At 69.8% G+C, this 13,526-nt stretch carries 19 protein-coding genes; 1 reads left to right on the forward strand and 18 read right to left on the reverse strand.

The genetic code is table 11. The features are described 5' to 3' along the window. Positions 1-2 precede the first annotated feature (2 nt). The 3 genes from I601_RS02155 to I601_RS02165 are packed head-to-tail and all read right to left on the reverse strand — an operon-like array spanning position 3 to position 2,468. The gene (locus I601_RS02155; protein WP_068105849.1) at positions 3-620 is read right to left on the reverse strand and encodes a class I SAM-dependent methyltransferase; all 618 of its coding nucleotides are present in this window, start codon (positions 618-620) and stop codon (positions 3-5) included. Next, positions 617-1,510, reverse strand: a complete 894-nt coding sequence (truA, locus tag I601_RS02160) for a tRNA pseudouridine(38-40) synthase TruA (RefSeq protein ID WP_068105850.1) — start codon at positions 1,508-1,510, stop codon at positions 617-619. The genes I601_RS02155 and truA overlap by 4 nt, the downstream gene beginning before the upstream one ends. A 58-nt stretch (positions 1,511-1,568) precedes the next feature. Then, the gene (locus I601_RS02165) at positions 1,569-2,468 is read right to left on the reverse strand and encodes a carbohydrate kinase family protein (protein ID WP_068105853.1); all 900 of its coding nucleotides are present in this window, start codon (positions 2,466-2,468) and stop codon (positions 1,569-1,571) included. A 65-nt stretch (positions 2,469-2,533) separates the two neighbouring features. Between I601_RS02165 and I601_RS02170 the strand changes: the two genes are divergently transcribed. Beyond that, positions 2,534-2,893, forward strand: coding sequence for a GntR family transcriptional regulator (locus I601_RS02170; RefSeq protein ID WP_068105856.1), 360 nt, complete (start codon positions 2,534-2,536; stop codon positions 2,891-2,893). Positions 2,894-2,984: 91 nt separating this feature from the next. Here I601_RS02170 and rplQ read toward each other — a convergent pair whose 3' ends face one another. The 15 genes from rplQ to rpsE all read right to left on the reverse strand — a co-directional run bounded on the left by rplQ (position 2,985) and on the right by rpsE (position 13,508). Next, complete coding sequence (rplQ, locus tag I601_RS02175; protein ID WP_068105859.1) at positions 2,985-3,533, reverse strand: 50S ribosomal protein L17; 549 nt, start codon at positions 3,531-3,533, stop codon at positions 2,985-2,987. 129 nt (positions 3,534-3,662) lie between these two features. Continuing rightward, positions 3,663-4,679: a DNA-directed RNA polymerase subunit alpha gene (locus tag I601_RS02180; RefSeq protein WP_068105862.1), complete on the reverse strand. Its 1,017-nt coding sequence runs from the start codon at positions 4,677-4,679 to the stop codon at positions 3,663-3,665. A 156-nt stretch (positions 4,680-4,835) separates the two neighbouring features. After that, entirely contained in the window at positions 4,836-5,444 is a 609-nt protein-coding gene (gene rpsD / locus I601_RS02185; protein ID WP_068105865.1) for a 30S ribosomal protein S4, read from the reverse strand. 30 nt (positions 5,445-5,474) lie between these two features. Next, positions 5,475-5,882: a 30S ribosomal protein S11 gene (gene rpsK, locus I601_RS02190; protein WP_068105866.1), complete on the reverse strand. Its 408-nt coding sequence runs from the start codon at positions 5,880-5,882 to the stop codon at positions 5,475-5,477. A gap of 71 nt (positions 5,883-5,953) precedes the next feature. Continuing rightward, entirely contained in the window at positions 5,954-6,328 is a 375-nt protein-coding gene (rpsM, locus tag I601_RS02195) for a 30S ribosomal protein S13 (RefSeq protein WP_068105869.1), read from the reverse strand. 184 nt (positions 6,329-6,512) lie between these two features. Next, the gene (rpmJ, locus tag I601_RS02200; RefSeq protein WP_068105870.1) at positions 6,513-6,626 is read right to left on the reverse strand and encodes a 50S ribosomal protein L36; all 114 of its coding nucleotides are present in this window, start codon (positions 6,624-6,626) and stop codon (positions 6,513-6,515) included. Positions 6,627-6,670: 44 nt separating this feature from the next. Next, positions 6,671-6,892 carry a translation initiation factor IF-1 gene (infA, locus tag I601_RS02205; RefSeq protein ID WP_068114187.1) on the reverse strand — a complete coding sequence of 74 codons (222 nt, stop codon included), beginning with the start codon at positions 6,890-6,892 and terminating at the stop codon, positions 6,671-6,673. Between the two features lie 266 nt (positions 6,893-7,158). Next, positions 7,159-8,199, reverse strand: coding sequence for an LLM class flavin-dependent oxidoreductase (locus I601_RS02210; protein ID WP_068105871.1), 1,041 nt, complete (start codon positions 8,197-8,199; stop codon positions 7,159-7,161). Positions 8,200-8,227: 28 nt separating this feature from the next. After that, on the reverse strand, positions 8,228-9,187 hold the full coding sequence (locus I601_RS02215; RefSeq protein ID WP_068105872.1) for a TerC family protein: 960 nt from the start codon (positions 9,185-9,187) through the stop codon (positions 8,228-8,230). A 172-nt stretch (positions 9,188-9,359) separates the two neighbouring features. Then, a complete protein-coding gene (gene map / locus I601_RS02220; protein ID WP_068105875.1) occupies positions 9,360-10,178 on the reverse strand; it encodes a type I methionyl aminopeptidase in 819 nt (272 codons plus the stop codon). A gap of 15 nt (positions 10,179-10,193) precedes the next feature. Next, positions 10,194-10,769, reverse strand: a complete 576-nt coding sequence (locus tag I601_RS02225) for an adenylate kinase (protein ID WP_068105878.1) — start codon at positions 10,767-10,769, stop codon at positions 10,194-10,196. After that, positions 10,766-12,067: a preprotein translocase subunit SecY gene (secY, locus tag I601_RS02230; protein ID WP_068105880.1), complete on the reverse strand. Its 1,302-nt coding sequence runs from the start codon at positions 12,065-12,067 to the stop codon at positions 10,766-10,768. The genes I601_RS02225 and secY overlap by 4 nt, the downstream gene beginning before the upstream one ends. 199 nt (positions 12,068-12,266) lie before the next feature. Then, on the reverse strand, positions 12,267-12,707 hold the full coding sequence (gene rplO, locus I601_RS02235; protein WP_068105883.1) for a 50S ribosomal protein L15: 441 nt from the start codon (positions 12,705-12,707) through the stop codon (positions 12,267-12,269). Between the two features lies 1 nt (position 12,708). Then, the gene (gene rpmD / locus I601_RS02240) at positions 12,709-12,891 is read right to left on the reverse strand and encodes a 50S ribosomal protein L30 (RefSeq protein WP_068105889.1); all 183 of its coding nucleotides are present in this window, start codon (positions 12,889-12,891) and stop codon (positions 12,709-12,711) included. Further along, a complete protein-coding gene (gene rpsE, locus I601_RS02245) occupies positions 12,891-13,508 on the reverse strand; it encodes a 30S ribosomal protein S5 (protein WP_068105892.1) in 618 nt (205 codons plus the stop codon). The genes rpmD and rpsE overlap by 1 nt, the downstream gene beginning before the upstream one ends. Between the last annotated feature and the right edge of the window lie 18 nt (positions 13,509-13,526).

Genomic DNA, 13,526 nt, shown 5'->3' on the forward strand with positions numbered 1-13,526 from the left:
GCTCAGTCACCGGCACGCCGCGTCTCGAGCACCCGGAAGCCCTTCGCACCACCGATCCGGGTGGTCGGCCAGCCCTGCTCGCCCAACCAGCGCTGCAGCGAGTCGGCGCCCAGGTTCTTGCCCACGACCAGGACCGCACGCCCACCGGGCACCAGGCGGGGCAGCCAGGTGAGCAGCAGCTGGTGGAGCGCCGGCTTGCCGATGCGGATCGGCGGGTTCGACCAGATCTCGTCGTACGTCGCCTCCGCGGGCACCTGGTCGGGCAGCAGCGCGGTGTAGCGCTGAGACACCCCCAGCGACGCGGCGTTCTCGCGGGCCAGCAGCAGGGCCCGCTCGTTGACGTCGACGGCCGTGACCTGCGCGGTCGGTGCGGCGACCGCAGCGCCCAGCCCGATGACGCCGTAGCCGCAGCCGAGGTCGAGGAGCCGTCCCCCGGCGGGCGCCGGGGTCTCGCGGAGCAGCACGGCGGTGCCCCCGTCGAGCCGACCCCGGGCGAAGACGCCCGAGCCGGTCACCAGGTCCAGCTCGTGGCCCCAGACCGACACCGTGACGGGCGCGCGCGTGAACGGCACAGAGGGGTCGGCGGTGAAGTAGTGCTCATTGTCGGGCTCGTCGGTCACGTCGGCTCCTGCGAGGTCGGGGCTCCGGGCAGCGCCGCACGTCGGGCCCGGGTCTGGTCGGCGCGCTCGGCCAGCTCGGCGTCGGCCGGGTAGGCGACCTCCTCGAGGGTCAGCCCGTGCGGGTGCGCCACGGTGACCTGCGGGAGGCGGGCCCGGGCGCTGAGCACCCAGGTGGGCCAGTCGACGGGACGCCGGCCCTGCCCCACGTCCAGCAGGCACCCCACGAGCGCGCGCACCATCGAGTGGCAGAACGCGTCGGCGCGCACGGTCGCCTCGACGAGTCCGTCCGGTCCGCGGCGCCAGTCGAGGTCGAGCAGGGTGCGGATCGTCGTGGCGCCCTCGCGACGCCGGCAGAAGGACGCGAAGTCGTGGTGTCCCACCAGCGGGAGCGAGGCCTCCTGCAGCACCTCGACGTCCAGCGGCCGGGGCCAGACCACGACGTGGTTGCGGGCCAGCGGGTCGCGGCTCGAGGCTGCGTCGGCGATGCGGTAGACGTAGCGGCGCCAGGTCGCGGAGAAGCGGGCGTCGAAGCCGACCGGGGCCTCGACCACGCGGCGCACGACCACGTCGGCGGGCAGGATGCCGTTGACGCGGCGCTCCAGCGTCTCCAACGGGGTCTTCGGTGAGCGACCAGCGGCCGCGGCGACCAGCGCGGGGTCGACGTCGGTGTGCAGCACCTGGCCACGGGCGTGGACCCCTGCGTCGGTGCGACCCGCGCACACCACCGGCACCCGGGCCTGCTCGCCCGCGCGCTGGTCCTCGCGGACCCCGACGCGCAGCGCCACCGCCAGGGCCGTCTCGACCTCGTGCTGGACCGTGCGGAGGCCGGGTTGGGTCGCCCAGCCGCGGAAGTCGGTGCCGTCGTAGGCGAGGTCGATCCGCAGGCGCACGCGCTCATCCTCGCGCACCCGGGCCACGGGCCCGCACCCCGGGTTCGCCAGCGGGGCCTCAGCCCAGCTCGGAGCGGTACGGCGGGTCGGCGCCGGGCCGCGAGACGGTCACCGCTGCGGCCCGCGAGGCATGGTCCAGCAGGCCGTGCACGCTCGCCTCCGACAGCGTCGGCAGCCGGCCCCCGAGCAGGTCGAGGTGCCACAGCCCGTCGACCAGGGCCGCGGCGAAGGTGTCCCCCGCCCCGATGGTGTCGGCCACCTCCACGGCCCGCGGGGAGACGTCGACGGCGCCTGCCTCCGACCACCACGTCGCACCCTCGGCGCCGCGGGTGAGCACGACGGCGCGAGGCCCGAGCGACAGCAGCCGTCGAGCCGCGTCCTCGACCCCGAGCATCGGCAGCAGCACCTCGAGGTCCTCGTCGCTGACCTTGACCAGGTCGGCCAGCGCCACCAGTCGCTCGACCTGCTCGACCACCTCGGGCCCGGCACCGGTCACCGCTGGGCGCATGTTGACGTCGTAGGTGATCGTCGTGCGCGCGCGCAACGCCTCCACCAGGCGCACCACGGCCTCGGCCCCGGGGGCCACCACCGCCCCGAGCGAGCAGACGTGCAGTGCGAGGGGCGTCGGGTCCTGGGGCACCTCCCCGAGGCGCCAGTCCAGGTCGAACACGTAGCTCGCCCCACCGTCGGTGCCGATGGTCGCCTCGGCGGTGGAGGTGCGCCGGACGACGTGCGGGTCGCTCGCGAGCCGGACGCCCGCCCCGGCCAGGTGCCGGGCCAGCAGCGCCCCCCGCTCGTCGTCGGCGTAGGCGGTGGCGAAGCGCACCGGGCGCCCCAGGCGGGCGAGCGCGACCGCGACGTTGGCGGCGCTGCCGCCGGCATGCTCCCCCACCGCGCCGTCGGCCGTGCGCACGACGTCGACCAGGGCTTCGCCGACCACCATCACGTCCGGGTCCATGCCGTGGGTCTACCACGACCGGAGGTCCAGGGGCACCCACCCGTGCCGCGGCCTAGGGTGCGCACATGAGCGTGCTGCCCCTCGATCCGGGTTCCTCCGAGCCACCCTTCGAACAGCTGCGCCGCCAGGTGGCCACCCGGGCCGCCGCCGGCGAGCTGGCCCCGGGCACCCGGCTGCCGACCGTGCGCGGGCTGGCCGAGCAGCTCGGGGTGGCGGTCAACACGGTCGCCCGGGCCTACCGGGAGCTGGAGACCGACGGGGTCGTGGTCACCGAGGGGCGGCGGGGCACGTTCGTGGCCTCGTCGGCCGAGGCAGGCAGCGACGAGGCCGGCCGGGCGGCTGCTGCCTACGCCGCGACCGCTCGGCGGCTGGGGCTGGGCCTGCCAGACGCCCTGCGCCTGGTCGAGCGGGAGTGGCCCCGTTGACACCCCCAGCACGTGCGACAGGGGAGGTTCCTCGGCAACGGGTGCCGGGGAACCTCCCCTGTCGATGAGCCAGGTCAGGCGGTGAGCCGGATCAGGCCTTGGTGTCGCCCTCGTCCTCGGTGACCTCGGCCTCGGCGACGACGCTCTCCTCCGGGGAGGCCTCGTCGATCATCTCGGTCGGGGTCTCCTCGACGGCGGTCTCCTCGGCGGGAGCCTCCTCGGCCGGGGTCTCCTCGGCCGAGGTCGCCGCCGCGGGGCGGGCAGCCTTCGGCGTCGGCGAGTAGGCCTCGGTGACGAGCTCGATCACGGCCATCGGCGCGTTGTCGCCCTTGCGGGGGCCGATCTTGGTGATGCGGGTGTAGCCACCGGGGCGCTCCGAGAAGGTCGGGGCGATCTCGGTGAACAGCACGTGCACGACACCCTTGTCGCGGATGGTCTTGAGGACCTCGCGACGGCTGTGCAGGTCACCCTTCTTGGCCTTGGTGATCAGCTTCTCGGCCCACGGGCGCAGGGCACGGGCGCGCGACTCCGTGGTCGTGATGCGGCCGTGCTCGAAGAGCTGGGTCGACAGGTTCGCCAGGATGAGGCGCTGGTGGGCAGGGCTGCCGCCGAGGCGGGGTCCCTTGGTGGGCTTGGGCATCGTGCTCTCTCTTCTCTCCGGCCGTACCAGGTACCGGGGTAGACGCATCCGGACTTGTCCGCGTGCGGTTTTCTCATGTCCCGGCCCTCACGGACCGGGGGACCGGGGGGCGGAGCCCCCCAGGGTGGGTCAGTACTGCTCGTCCTCGACGAACGCGTCGTCGTCGTCGTCGCCGTAGGCAGCCAGGGCCGCCTGCGGGTCGAAGCCGGGAGCGCTGTCCTTCAGCGAGAGGCCCATCTCGACGAGCTTGGCCTTGACCTCGTCGATCGACTTCGCGCCGAAGTTGCGGATGTCGAGCAGGTCCTGCTCCGAGCGACCGATGAGCTCACCCACGGTGTGGATGCCCTCGCGCTTGAGGCAGTTGTAGGACCGCACCGTCAGCTGCAGGTCCTCGACCGGCAGCGCCAGGTCGGCGGCGAGCTGCTCGTCGACGGGCGAGGGACCGATGTCGATGCCCTCGGCCTCGACGTTGAGCTCGCGGGCCAGGCCGAACAGCTCGACCAGCGTCTTGCCGGCCGACGCGATGGCGTCGCGGGGCCGGATCGAGGGCTTGGTCTCGACGTCGATGACGAGCTTGTCGAAGTCGGTGCGCTGCTCGACACGGGTGGCCTCGACCTTGTACGTCACCTTCAGCACGGGGCTGTAGATGGAGTCGACGGGCATCCGGCCGATCTCGTTGTCGGCGCCCTTGTTGAGCACGGCCGAGACGTAGCCGCGGCCACGCTCGACGACCAGCTCCATCTCCAGCTTGCCCTTGTCGGACAGGGTGGCGATCTTGAGCTCGGGGTTGTGGACCTCGACGCCGGCCGGGGGTGCGATGTCGGCGGCGGTGACGTCGCCGGCACCGGACTTGCGCAGGTACATCGTGACCGGCTCGTCGTGCTCGGAGGAGACGACCAGACCCTTGAGGTTCAAGATGAGCTCGGTGACGTCCTCGCGGACGCCCTCGACCGTCGAGAACTCGTGGAGCACGTTGTCGATCTTGATGCTGGTGACCGACGCGCCGGGGATGGAGCTGAGCAGCGTGCGCCGCAGCGAGTTGCCGAGGGTGTAGCCGAAGCCGGGCTCGAGCGGCTCGATGACGAACCGCGAGCGGAACTCGTCGACGGTCTCTTCCGAAAGGGTGGGGCGCTGTGCGATGAGCACTTGTTCTTTCCTTTCCGGGCCCACCCGCTATTTGACGGGCCCGAACTGCGATGTCGAAGGAAGATGGAGCAGGCCCCCCGTCCCCCCGCGGTGTGCACCACGGGGGGTCTGGGGCGAAGCCCAGCGGGGGTGGTCGGGGGCGGAGCCCCCGACGGTTTACTTCTTCGAGTAGTACTCGACGATGAGCTGCTCCTGGACCGGGATGTCGATCTGCGCACGCACCGGGACCTGGTGCACGAACACGCGCATCCGCTCCGGGTGCACCTCGAGCCAGGCCGGGACGACGCGCTCGCCGTGGGTCTCGCGAGCCACGATGAAGGGCGTCATCTCCAGGGACTTCTCGCGCACGTCGATGATGTCGTGTGCGGAGACCTGGTACGACGGGATGTCGACCTTCTTGCCGTTGACCAGGAAGTGGCCGTGGGCGACGACCTGGCGGGCGTGGCGACGCGTGCGGGCGAAGCCGGCACGGTAGACCACGTTGTCCAGGCGGCACTCGAGCATCTGCAGCAGGTTGTCACCCGTCTTGCCCGAGCGGCGCGAGGCCTCCTTGTAGTAGTTCAGGAACTGCTTCTCCATCACGCCGTAGGTGAAGCGGGCCTTCTGCTTCTCCTGCAGCTGTGTGCGGTACTCGCTCTCCTTGATGCGTGCACGACCGTGCGCACCGGGAGGGTAGGGACGACGCTCGAACGAAGCGTCGCCGCCGACGAGGTCCACGCCGAGACGGCGGGACTTGCGGGTCATGGGGCCGGTGTAACGGGCCATCTCTCAAAGTCTCCTGTTCTCTGACGCGGGTCAGACGCGCCGGCGCTTGGGCGGGCGGCAGCCGTTGTGGGGCGTGGGCGTGACGTCCTGGATGGTGCCGACCTCGAGGCCGATCGCACCCAGGGATCGGATCGCCGTCTCGCGGCCCGAACCCGGACCCTTGACGAAGACGTCGATCTTCTTCATGCCGTGCTCCATCGCCCGGCGACCAGCGGCCTCAGCGGCCATCTGCGCGGCGAACGGGGTGGACTTGCGCGAGCCCTTGAAGCCGACGGTTCCGGCTGAGGCCCACGCGATCACCGCACCGGTGGGGTCGGTGATGGTGACGATGGTGTTGTTGAACGTGCTCTTGATGTGGGCTTCGCCCTGAGCGACGTTCTTCTTCTCCTTGCGGCGCACCTTCTTGGCGCCGGCCGCGCTGCGGCTCTTGGGAGGCATAGGTGTACTCCTGGGTTAGCTGGTCGGTGAGTTCGAGATCGAAGTGCAGTGAGACGCCCGGAGGCGTGCGATCACTTGCTCTTCTTCTTGCCGGCGACCGTGCGCTTGGGACCCTTGCGGGTACGCGCGTTGGTCTTGGTGCGCTGGCCGCGGACCGGGAGGCCCATGCGGTGACGGCGACCCTGGTAGCTGCCGATCTCGATCTTGCGACGGATGTCGGCCTGGACCTCGCGTCGGAGGTCGCCCTCGATCTTGAAGTCGGCGTCGATGGCGTCGCGGAGCTTGACCAGCTCTTCGTCCCCGAGCTCGTGCACACGGGTGTTCGGGTCGACCCCGGTCTTCGCGAGCAGCTGCTGGGAGGAGGTACGGCCGATGCCGTAGATGTAGGTGAGTGCGATCTCGACGCGCTTGTCACGCGGGAGATCAACACCAACGAGGCGTGCCATGGTGGTGGCCTTTCCGTGGTTCGCAGAGGTGTCGGTCGTGACGCGTCCCGGCCCTCGTAGGACGGGCCCCGGCCTGCTGCTCCGGGGGTGATTTCACCGCTGTGCGGCTAAGCGTTCACGTATGGAGTGGTGCGGTGCTGCTGTGGTGCTGCGTGCGGCTCACCGGCCTGGGGCCGGCGCCTGCTCAGCCCTGGCGCTGCTTGTGGCGCGGGTTGGAGCAGATCACCATGACGCGGCCGTGGCGACGGATCACCTGGCACTTGTCGCAGATGCGCTTGACGCTGGGGCTGACCTTCATGTCGAGGTCCTTTCGTGGCTCCCGCCGGGAACCGTCGGCTTCGCTTACTTGTAGCGGTAGACGATCCGACCTCGTGTGAGGTCGTACGGCGAGAGCTCCACCACCACGCGGTCCTCAGGGAGGATCCGGATGTAGTGCTGGCGCATCTTGCCGCTGATGTGGGCGAGAACCTTGTGGCCATTGCTCAGCTCGACGCGGAACATGGCGTTGGGCAGGGCCTCCACGACGGAGCCCTCGATCTCGATCACGCCTTCTTTCTTTGGCATGTCCTCCACAATCTGTCGCATTTGTCCACCGTTTGGTGCACTGCTCCGACGGGTGTCGGTGCAGGTGGCCCGGGAACCTCCGGCGCGCGAGATGACCTCGCACTCCGGTGGACCTCGTGCAGCCGTTCCGCACCCCTCACCCGGACCACCGCGACCGTCTCTCTCGAGGGGTCAGATGCAGTGCTCGGGCAGCCGCGAGGCGCCACAGAACAGACCCACGTTGGGCCGACACGCCAGTTTAGACGCGGCCCGGACGGGATCCCTAATCAGGACGCCAGGAGCCGCAGGGTCTGCTCGCGAGCCGGCGAGCCGGACGGGTCCGTGCCGACGTACGCCGACCCGACCGGGTGCACCATCACCTCGTCGACGTCGTGCTGGGCCGCGAGGTCGGCGATGCGCGCACGGGCGGTCTCGGCGTCGCCGATCACCCAGCGCCGCGACATGGCCTCGACGAGCGGGCGCTGCTCCTCGGCGATGCCCACCTCCTCGGCCTCCTCGACGAGGCGCTGGGGGCCCAACGGCTGCCCGGTACGCAGCGCCAGCATCATCTGCAGGTGCGGGAGCGCCAGGCGCTGCGCCTCCTCGAGGGTCGGCGCGACCGCTGCGTTGACGGTGAGGAAGGTGCGCGGGGCGTCGAGCACCTCCGAGGGCCGGAAGCTCTCGCGGTAGAGCGCGAGGGCCTCGGCGGTCCCCTGGCCCGAGAAGTGGTGGGCGAAGACGTAGGGCAGGCCTCGCTCGGCGGCCAGGCGCGCCGAGTAGTCCGAGGAGCCCAGCAGCCACAGGGTCGGCACGCTCGCAGCGGCCGGCGTGGCGCGCAGCGCCTGGGAGCGACCCTGGACCGAGACCGTGACGCCGTCGGGGGCCATCATCGCCGCGACGTCGTCGACGTACTGCGGGAAGCGGGCGACCGCGTCCTCGCCCACGCCGCCCGCCCCGTGGCGCAGGGCGAAGGAGGTCACCGGGTCGGTGCCCGGAGCACGCCCGATGCCGAGGTCGATGCGTCCGGGGAAGGCGGCCTCCAGCAGGGCGAACTGCTCAGCCACCACCAACGGCGCGTGGTTGGGCAGCATCACCCCGCCCGAACCGAGCCGGATGCGACGCGTCGCCGCAGCGAGCATGGCGATCAGCACGGGCGGGTTGGTGGCGGCCACCGCGGGCATGTTGTGGTGCTCGGCCACCCAGTAGCGGCGGTAGCCCAGCTCGTCGGCGCTGCGGGCCAGCGACAGCGTCGCAGCGAGCGCATCGGCGGAGGTCTGGTCGCTGCGCACGGGCACCAGGTCGAGGACGGAGAGGGTCGGCGGGGTCACGTCCGGTGAGCGCCCGCCGACCGCCTCCTTATTCCACGGACGCGTGCTCGTCCTTCTTGGTCTTCGCCAGGCTCAGGACCGCCGTGAGGCCCAGCGCCACGAGGATGACCGCGAGGCTGAGGAGCGTGGGCACCTCCCAGGCGATGACCTCGCTCTCGTGCAGGGCATGGATGACGAGCTTGGCGCCGATCCAGGCCAGGATGAAGGCCAGGCCCAGCGACAGGTAGACCAGTCGCTCGAGCAGCCCGCCGATGAGGAAGTACAGCTGGCGCAGCCCCATGAGGGCGAACACGTTGGCGGTGAAGACCAGGTACGGCTCCTGGGTGATGCCGAAGATCGCCGGGATCGAGTCGAGGGCGAACAGCACGTCGGTGGTGCCCAGCGCGATGATGACGATCAGCATGGGCGAGGCGTAGCGGACCCCGTTGTCGCGGTAGAAGAGCTTCAGCCCCTCCCAGCGATCGCCCACGTTGAGGTGGTTCTGGGCGAAGACCACCAGGCGCGAGTCCTCGGGGTGCTCCTCCTCGTGCTTGCGGTAGGAGGAGATCAGCTTCACGGCGGTGTAGATGAGGAACGCCCCGAAGATGTAGAAGACCCAGCTAAAGTTCTCGATCAGCGCGTAGCCCACGGCGATGAAGACGCCTCGGAAGACCAGCGCCAGGATGATGCCCACCATCAGGGCTTCCTGCTGGTACTTGCGCGGGACCTTCAGCGCTGCCATCAGGACGATGAAGACGAAGAGGTTGTCGACCGAGAGGCTCTTCTCCACCACGAAGCCGGTGAAGAAGTCGACGCCGTACTCCTGCCCGTGGAAGCCCCAGGTCCAGAAGCCGAACACGACGGCGGCCGACATGTAGAGGACGAAGGCGACGGTGGATTCGCGCATCGTCGGCTCGTGCGGGTTGCGCGAGATGAGGATGACGTCGAAGAGCAGCACGGCACACGTGACGGTGATCGTGATGCCCCATTCGAGGGCAGAGACGTCCACAGGGTTCCTCCTGATAGGGATGACGGAGTGCCGAGGTCTCTCCCGCCGCGAGCGCGACCCACGGTCCCGGTCCGGTCAGAGGACCGGACGTGCTGACGAGACCGTGACGAAGGAATACTCCCCCCTGCGCGACCATCCTCGCACGCCACCGGTCACCCGGCCGCGCTCCGGGTCAGCGGCCGCCGAAGGGGACGCCGAGCTCGCCCAGCGCGGCCTCGCCGCCGTCGAGCGCGGTGAGGACCCACGTGCCGGTGGAGGTCAGGGTGAAGGTGTGCTCGTAGTGCGCCGAGTGGGTGCCGTCCACGGTGACGACGGTCCAGTCGTCCTCGAGGACGTCGGTGTCCTTGCCGCCCAGGGTGATCATCGGCTCCACGGCCAGGGCCAGGCCCTCGACCAGGCGCGGACCGCGGCCGGGCTTGCCGAAGTTCGGGACGTTGGGCGGCAGGTGCATCTGGGTGCCGATGCCGTGACCGACGTAGTCCTCGAGGATGCCGTAGGCACCCTGGGAGCGCACGTGGGTCTCCACGGCGTGCGAGATGTCGGTGACCCGGCCGCCCGGGCGGGCGGCGGCGATCCCCCGCCACAACGCCTCCTCGGTGGTGCGCATCAGCTCCTGCACGTCGTCGGCGACCGTGCCCACGGCGACGGTGAGCGCCGCGTCCCCGTGCCAGCCCTCAACGATGGCCCCGCAGTCGATGGAGATCACGTCGCCGTCGGCCAGGACCCGATCACCGGGGATGCCGTGGACGACCTCGTCGTTGACGGAGGCGCAGATCGAGGCCGGGAACCCGTAGTAGCCCTTGAACGACGGCGTCGCACCTCGTGAGCGGATGCTGTCCTCGGCGATCGCGTCGAGCTCGGCGGTGCTGATGCCGGCCCGGACCGAGGTCCGCAGCAGCTCCAGGGTGTGACCCACCACGAGGCCGGCCCGACGCATCAGCAGGATCTGCTCGGGCGTCTTGATCTCGAGTCCGCGGTCGCGCAGTCCCATCGAGTCGGTCCCGGCTCAGCTCTGGGGCGAGGAGTCGAGGGCGTCCAGGATGCGGCTGGTCACCTCGGCGACCTCGCCCATCCCGTTCACCTCGACGAGCAGCCCGCGCTCGCGGTAGACCTCGACCAGCGGCTCGGTCTGCTCGATGTAGAGCTCCTGGCGGCGACGGATGACGTCCTCGGTGTCGTCGGTGCGCCCCTCGGTCTGTGCACGCTGCAGCAGCCGCTGGACGATCTCGTCCATCTCCACCGTCAGCACCACCACGGCGTCGAGGCGGTGGCCGGTGGCCTCGACCATCGAGTCGAGCTCCTGGACCTGGGCCAGGGTGCGCGGGTAGCCGTCCAGGAGGAAGCCCGGCGCCGCGTCGTCCTCGGCGATGCGGTTGCGCACCATCGAGTTGGTCACCTCGTCGGGGACGTACTCCCCCGCGTCCATGTAGCGCTGGGCCTCGAGACCGAGCTCGCTGCCCTGCGAGACGTTGGCGCGGAAGATGTCGCCGGTGGAGATCGCGGGGACACCGTGGTGCTGGGCCACGAACGTGGCCTGGGTGCCTTTGCCGGCCCCGGGGGGGCCCATCAGGATCAGCCTCAACGCAGGAATCCTTCGTAGTTGCGCTGCTGGAGCTGGCTCTCGATCTGCTTCACCGTGTCGAGCGCGACGCCCACCATGATGAGGATGGAGGTGCCTCCGAACGGGAAGTTCTGGTTGGCATCGATCAGGACCAGGGCGATCAGCGGGATGAGTGCGATCAGACCGAGGTAGAGAGCGCCCGGCAGCGTGATGCGGGACAGGACGTAGGACAGGTAGTCCTCGGTCGGCTTGCCCGCCCGGATCCCGGGGATGAAGCCGCCGTACTTCTTCATGTTGTCGGCCACCTCGTGGGGGTTGAAGGTGATCGACACGTAGAAGTAGGTGAAGAAGATGATCAGCGCGAAGTAGGTGATCATGTAGAGCGGGTGGTCGCCGTTGACGAAGTAGCGGCTGACGAAGGTGATCCAGCCCGACCCGGCGTCCTGGTTGAACTGCACCGCCATCGCGGGCAGGTACAGCAGCGACGAGGCGAAGATGACCGGGATGATGCCGGCCTGGTTCACCTTGAGCGGGATGTAGGTCGAGGAGCCGCCGAACATCTTGCGCCCGACCATCCGGCGTGCGTACTGCACGGGGATCCGGCGCTGCGCCTGCTCGATGAAGATGACCGCGGCCACGATGACGAGTCCGATGGCCATCACGACCCCGAACATCCACCAGCCCTGCGACTTCTGGACCTCCCAGAGCGCGGCCGGGAAGGTCGCCACGACCTGGCAGAAGATCAGGATCGACATGCCGTTGCCGACGCCCCGCTCGGTGATCAGCTCACCGAGCCACATGATGACGGCGGTACCCGCGGTCATGGTGATCACCATGACCAGGAAGGTCGACGTGCTGTCGTCGTGCAGCAGTGGGAGCTCGCACTGCAGGAGGTTGCCCGAGCGGGCCAGCGCGACGATGCCGGTGGCCTGCAGCAGGGACAGCCCCAGGGTCAGGTAGCGGGTGTACTGCGTGATCTTGGTCTGCCCGGCCTGCCCCTCCTTCTTCAGCGCCTCGAGTCGCGGGATGACCACGACGAGCAGCTGCAGGATGATGCTGGCCGTGATGTACGGCATGATCCCGAGCGCGAAGATCGTCAGCTGGAGCAACGCTCCGCCCGAGAACAGGTTGACCAGGCTGTAGAGGCTCGCGTTCTCCCCCTGCGAGGCCAGGTCGATGCACTGCTGCACGTTGGCGACGTTCACGCCCGGTGCCGGGATCTGGGACCCGGCCCGGAAGATCACGATGATCATCAGGACGAACAGCAGCTTGCGCCGCAAGTCCGGCGTCCTGAAAGCGTTGGCGAAAGCGCCTAGCACGAGATCCTCTTTCTCCACACAGAATGACGGCTCCCCGGGATGACCCAGGAAGCCTCGCGAAGCCTAACAGTCGGACGAGGGCTCGACGTCACGGTCCCCGCCGCAGACGTGCCCGGCGTGGCTCCACCGACGACGAAGGGCGCGGGAGGCCGCCTGGTGGCGGCGCACTCCCGCGCCCTCATCGTGATGTCGCCGAGGCTCAGACCGTGGTGGTCGAGCCGCCGGCAGCCTCGATCTTCGACACGGCCGAGGCCGAGAACGCCTGAGCGCTCACGTCGACCTTGACCGAGATCTCGCCCTGGCCCAGCACCTTGACGGGGTGACCGTCGCGGACTGCGCCCTTGGCCACCAGGTCCTCGACGGTGACGGTGCCACCCTCGGGGAACAAGGAGTCCAGGCGGTCCAGGTTGACGACCTGGAACTCGATCTTGAAGGGGTTCCTGAAGCCCTTGAGCTTCGGGAGCCGCATGTGGATGGGCATCTGGCCACCCTCGAACGCGACCGGGACCTGGTACCGGGCCTTGGTGCCCTTGGTACCGCGACCCGAGGTCTTGCCCTTGGAGCCCTCACCGCGACCCACGCGGGTCTTGGCAGTCTTGGCGCCCGGGGCCGGGCGCAGGTGGTGCAGCTTGAGCGTCATGTCACTCGACCTCCTCGACCGTCACCAGGTGACGGACGGTGTTGACCATGCCCCGGATCTCCGGACGGTCCTCCTTGACGACCACGTCGCCGATCCTCTTCAGACCGAGCGAGCGCAGCGTGTCGCGCTGGTTGGCCTTGAGGCCGACCAGGCCCTTGTTCTGCTGGACCTTGAGCTGTGCCATCAGGAGGACACCTCCAGCGACACACCGGCCGGAACCTCGTTGCGCGCCCGGAGCATCGCCGCCGGGGCGACGTCCTCGACCCGCATGCCGCGGCGAGCGGCCACGGCCTCGGGCTGCTCGAGCATCTGCAGGGCCGCCACCGTGGCGTGCACGATGTTGATCTGGTTCGACGACCCCAACGACTTGCTCAGGATGTCGTGGATGCCGGCCGCCTCGAGGACCGCACGCACCGGGCCACCGGCGATCACACCGGTACCAGGAGCGGCGGGACGCAGCATGACCACGCCGGCCGCCTTCTCACCCTGGACGGGGTGAGGGATGGTGCCCTGGATACGAGGAACGGGGAAGAAGTTCTTCTTCGCCTCCTCGACGCCCTTGGCGATCGCCGCGGGCACCTCCTTGGCCTTGCCGTAGCCGACGCCGACCAGACCATCACCGTCGCCGACGACCACGAGGGCGGTGAAGCTGAAGCGACGACCACCCTTCACGACCTTGGCGACACGGTTGATCGCAACGACGCGCTCGATGTAGGCGGTCTTGTCCGCGCCCTGACCGCGACGGTCGTCACGTCCACGGCGCTCGCCACCACGCTGTTGTCCGCGCTGGGCTCCGCTCATGAGACTTTCCTCTTCTCT

The organism is Nocardioides dokdonensis FR1436, from assembly GCF_001653335.1.
GTDB lineage: Bacteria > Actinomycetota > Actinomycetes > Propionibacteriales > Nocardioidaceae > Nocardioides > Nocardioides dokdonensis.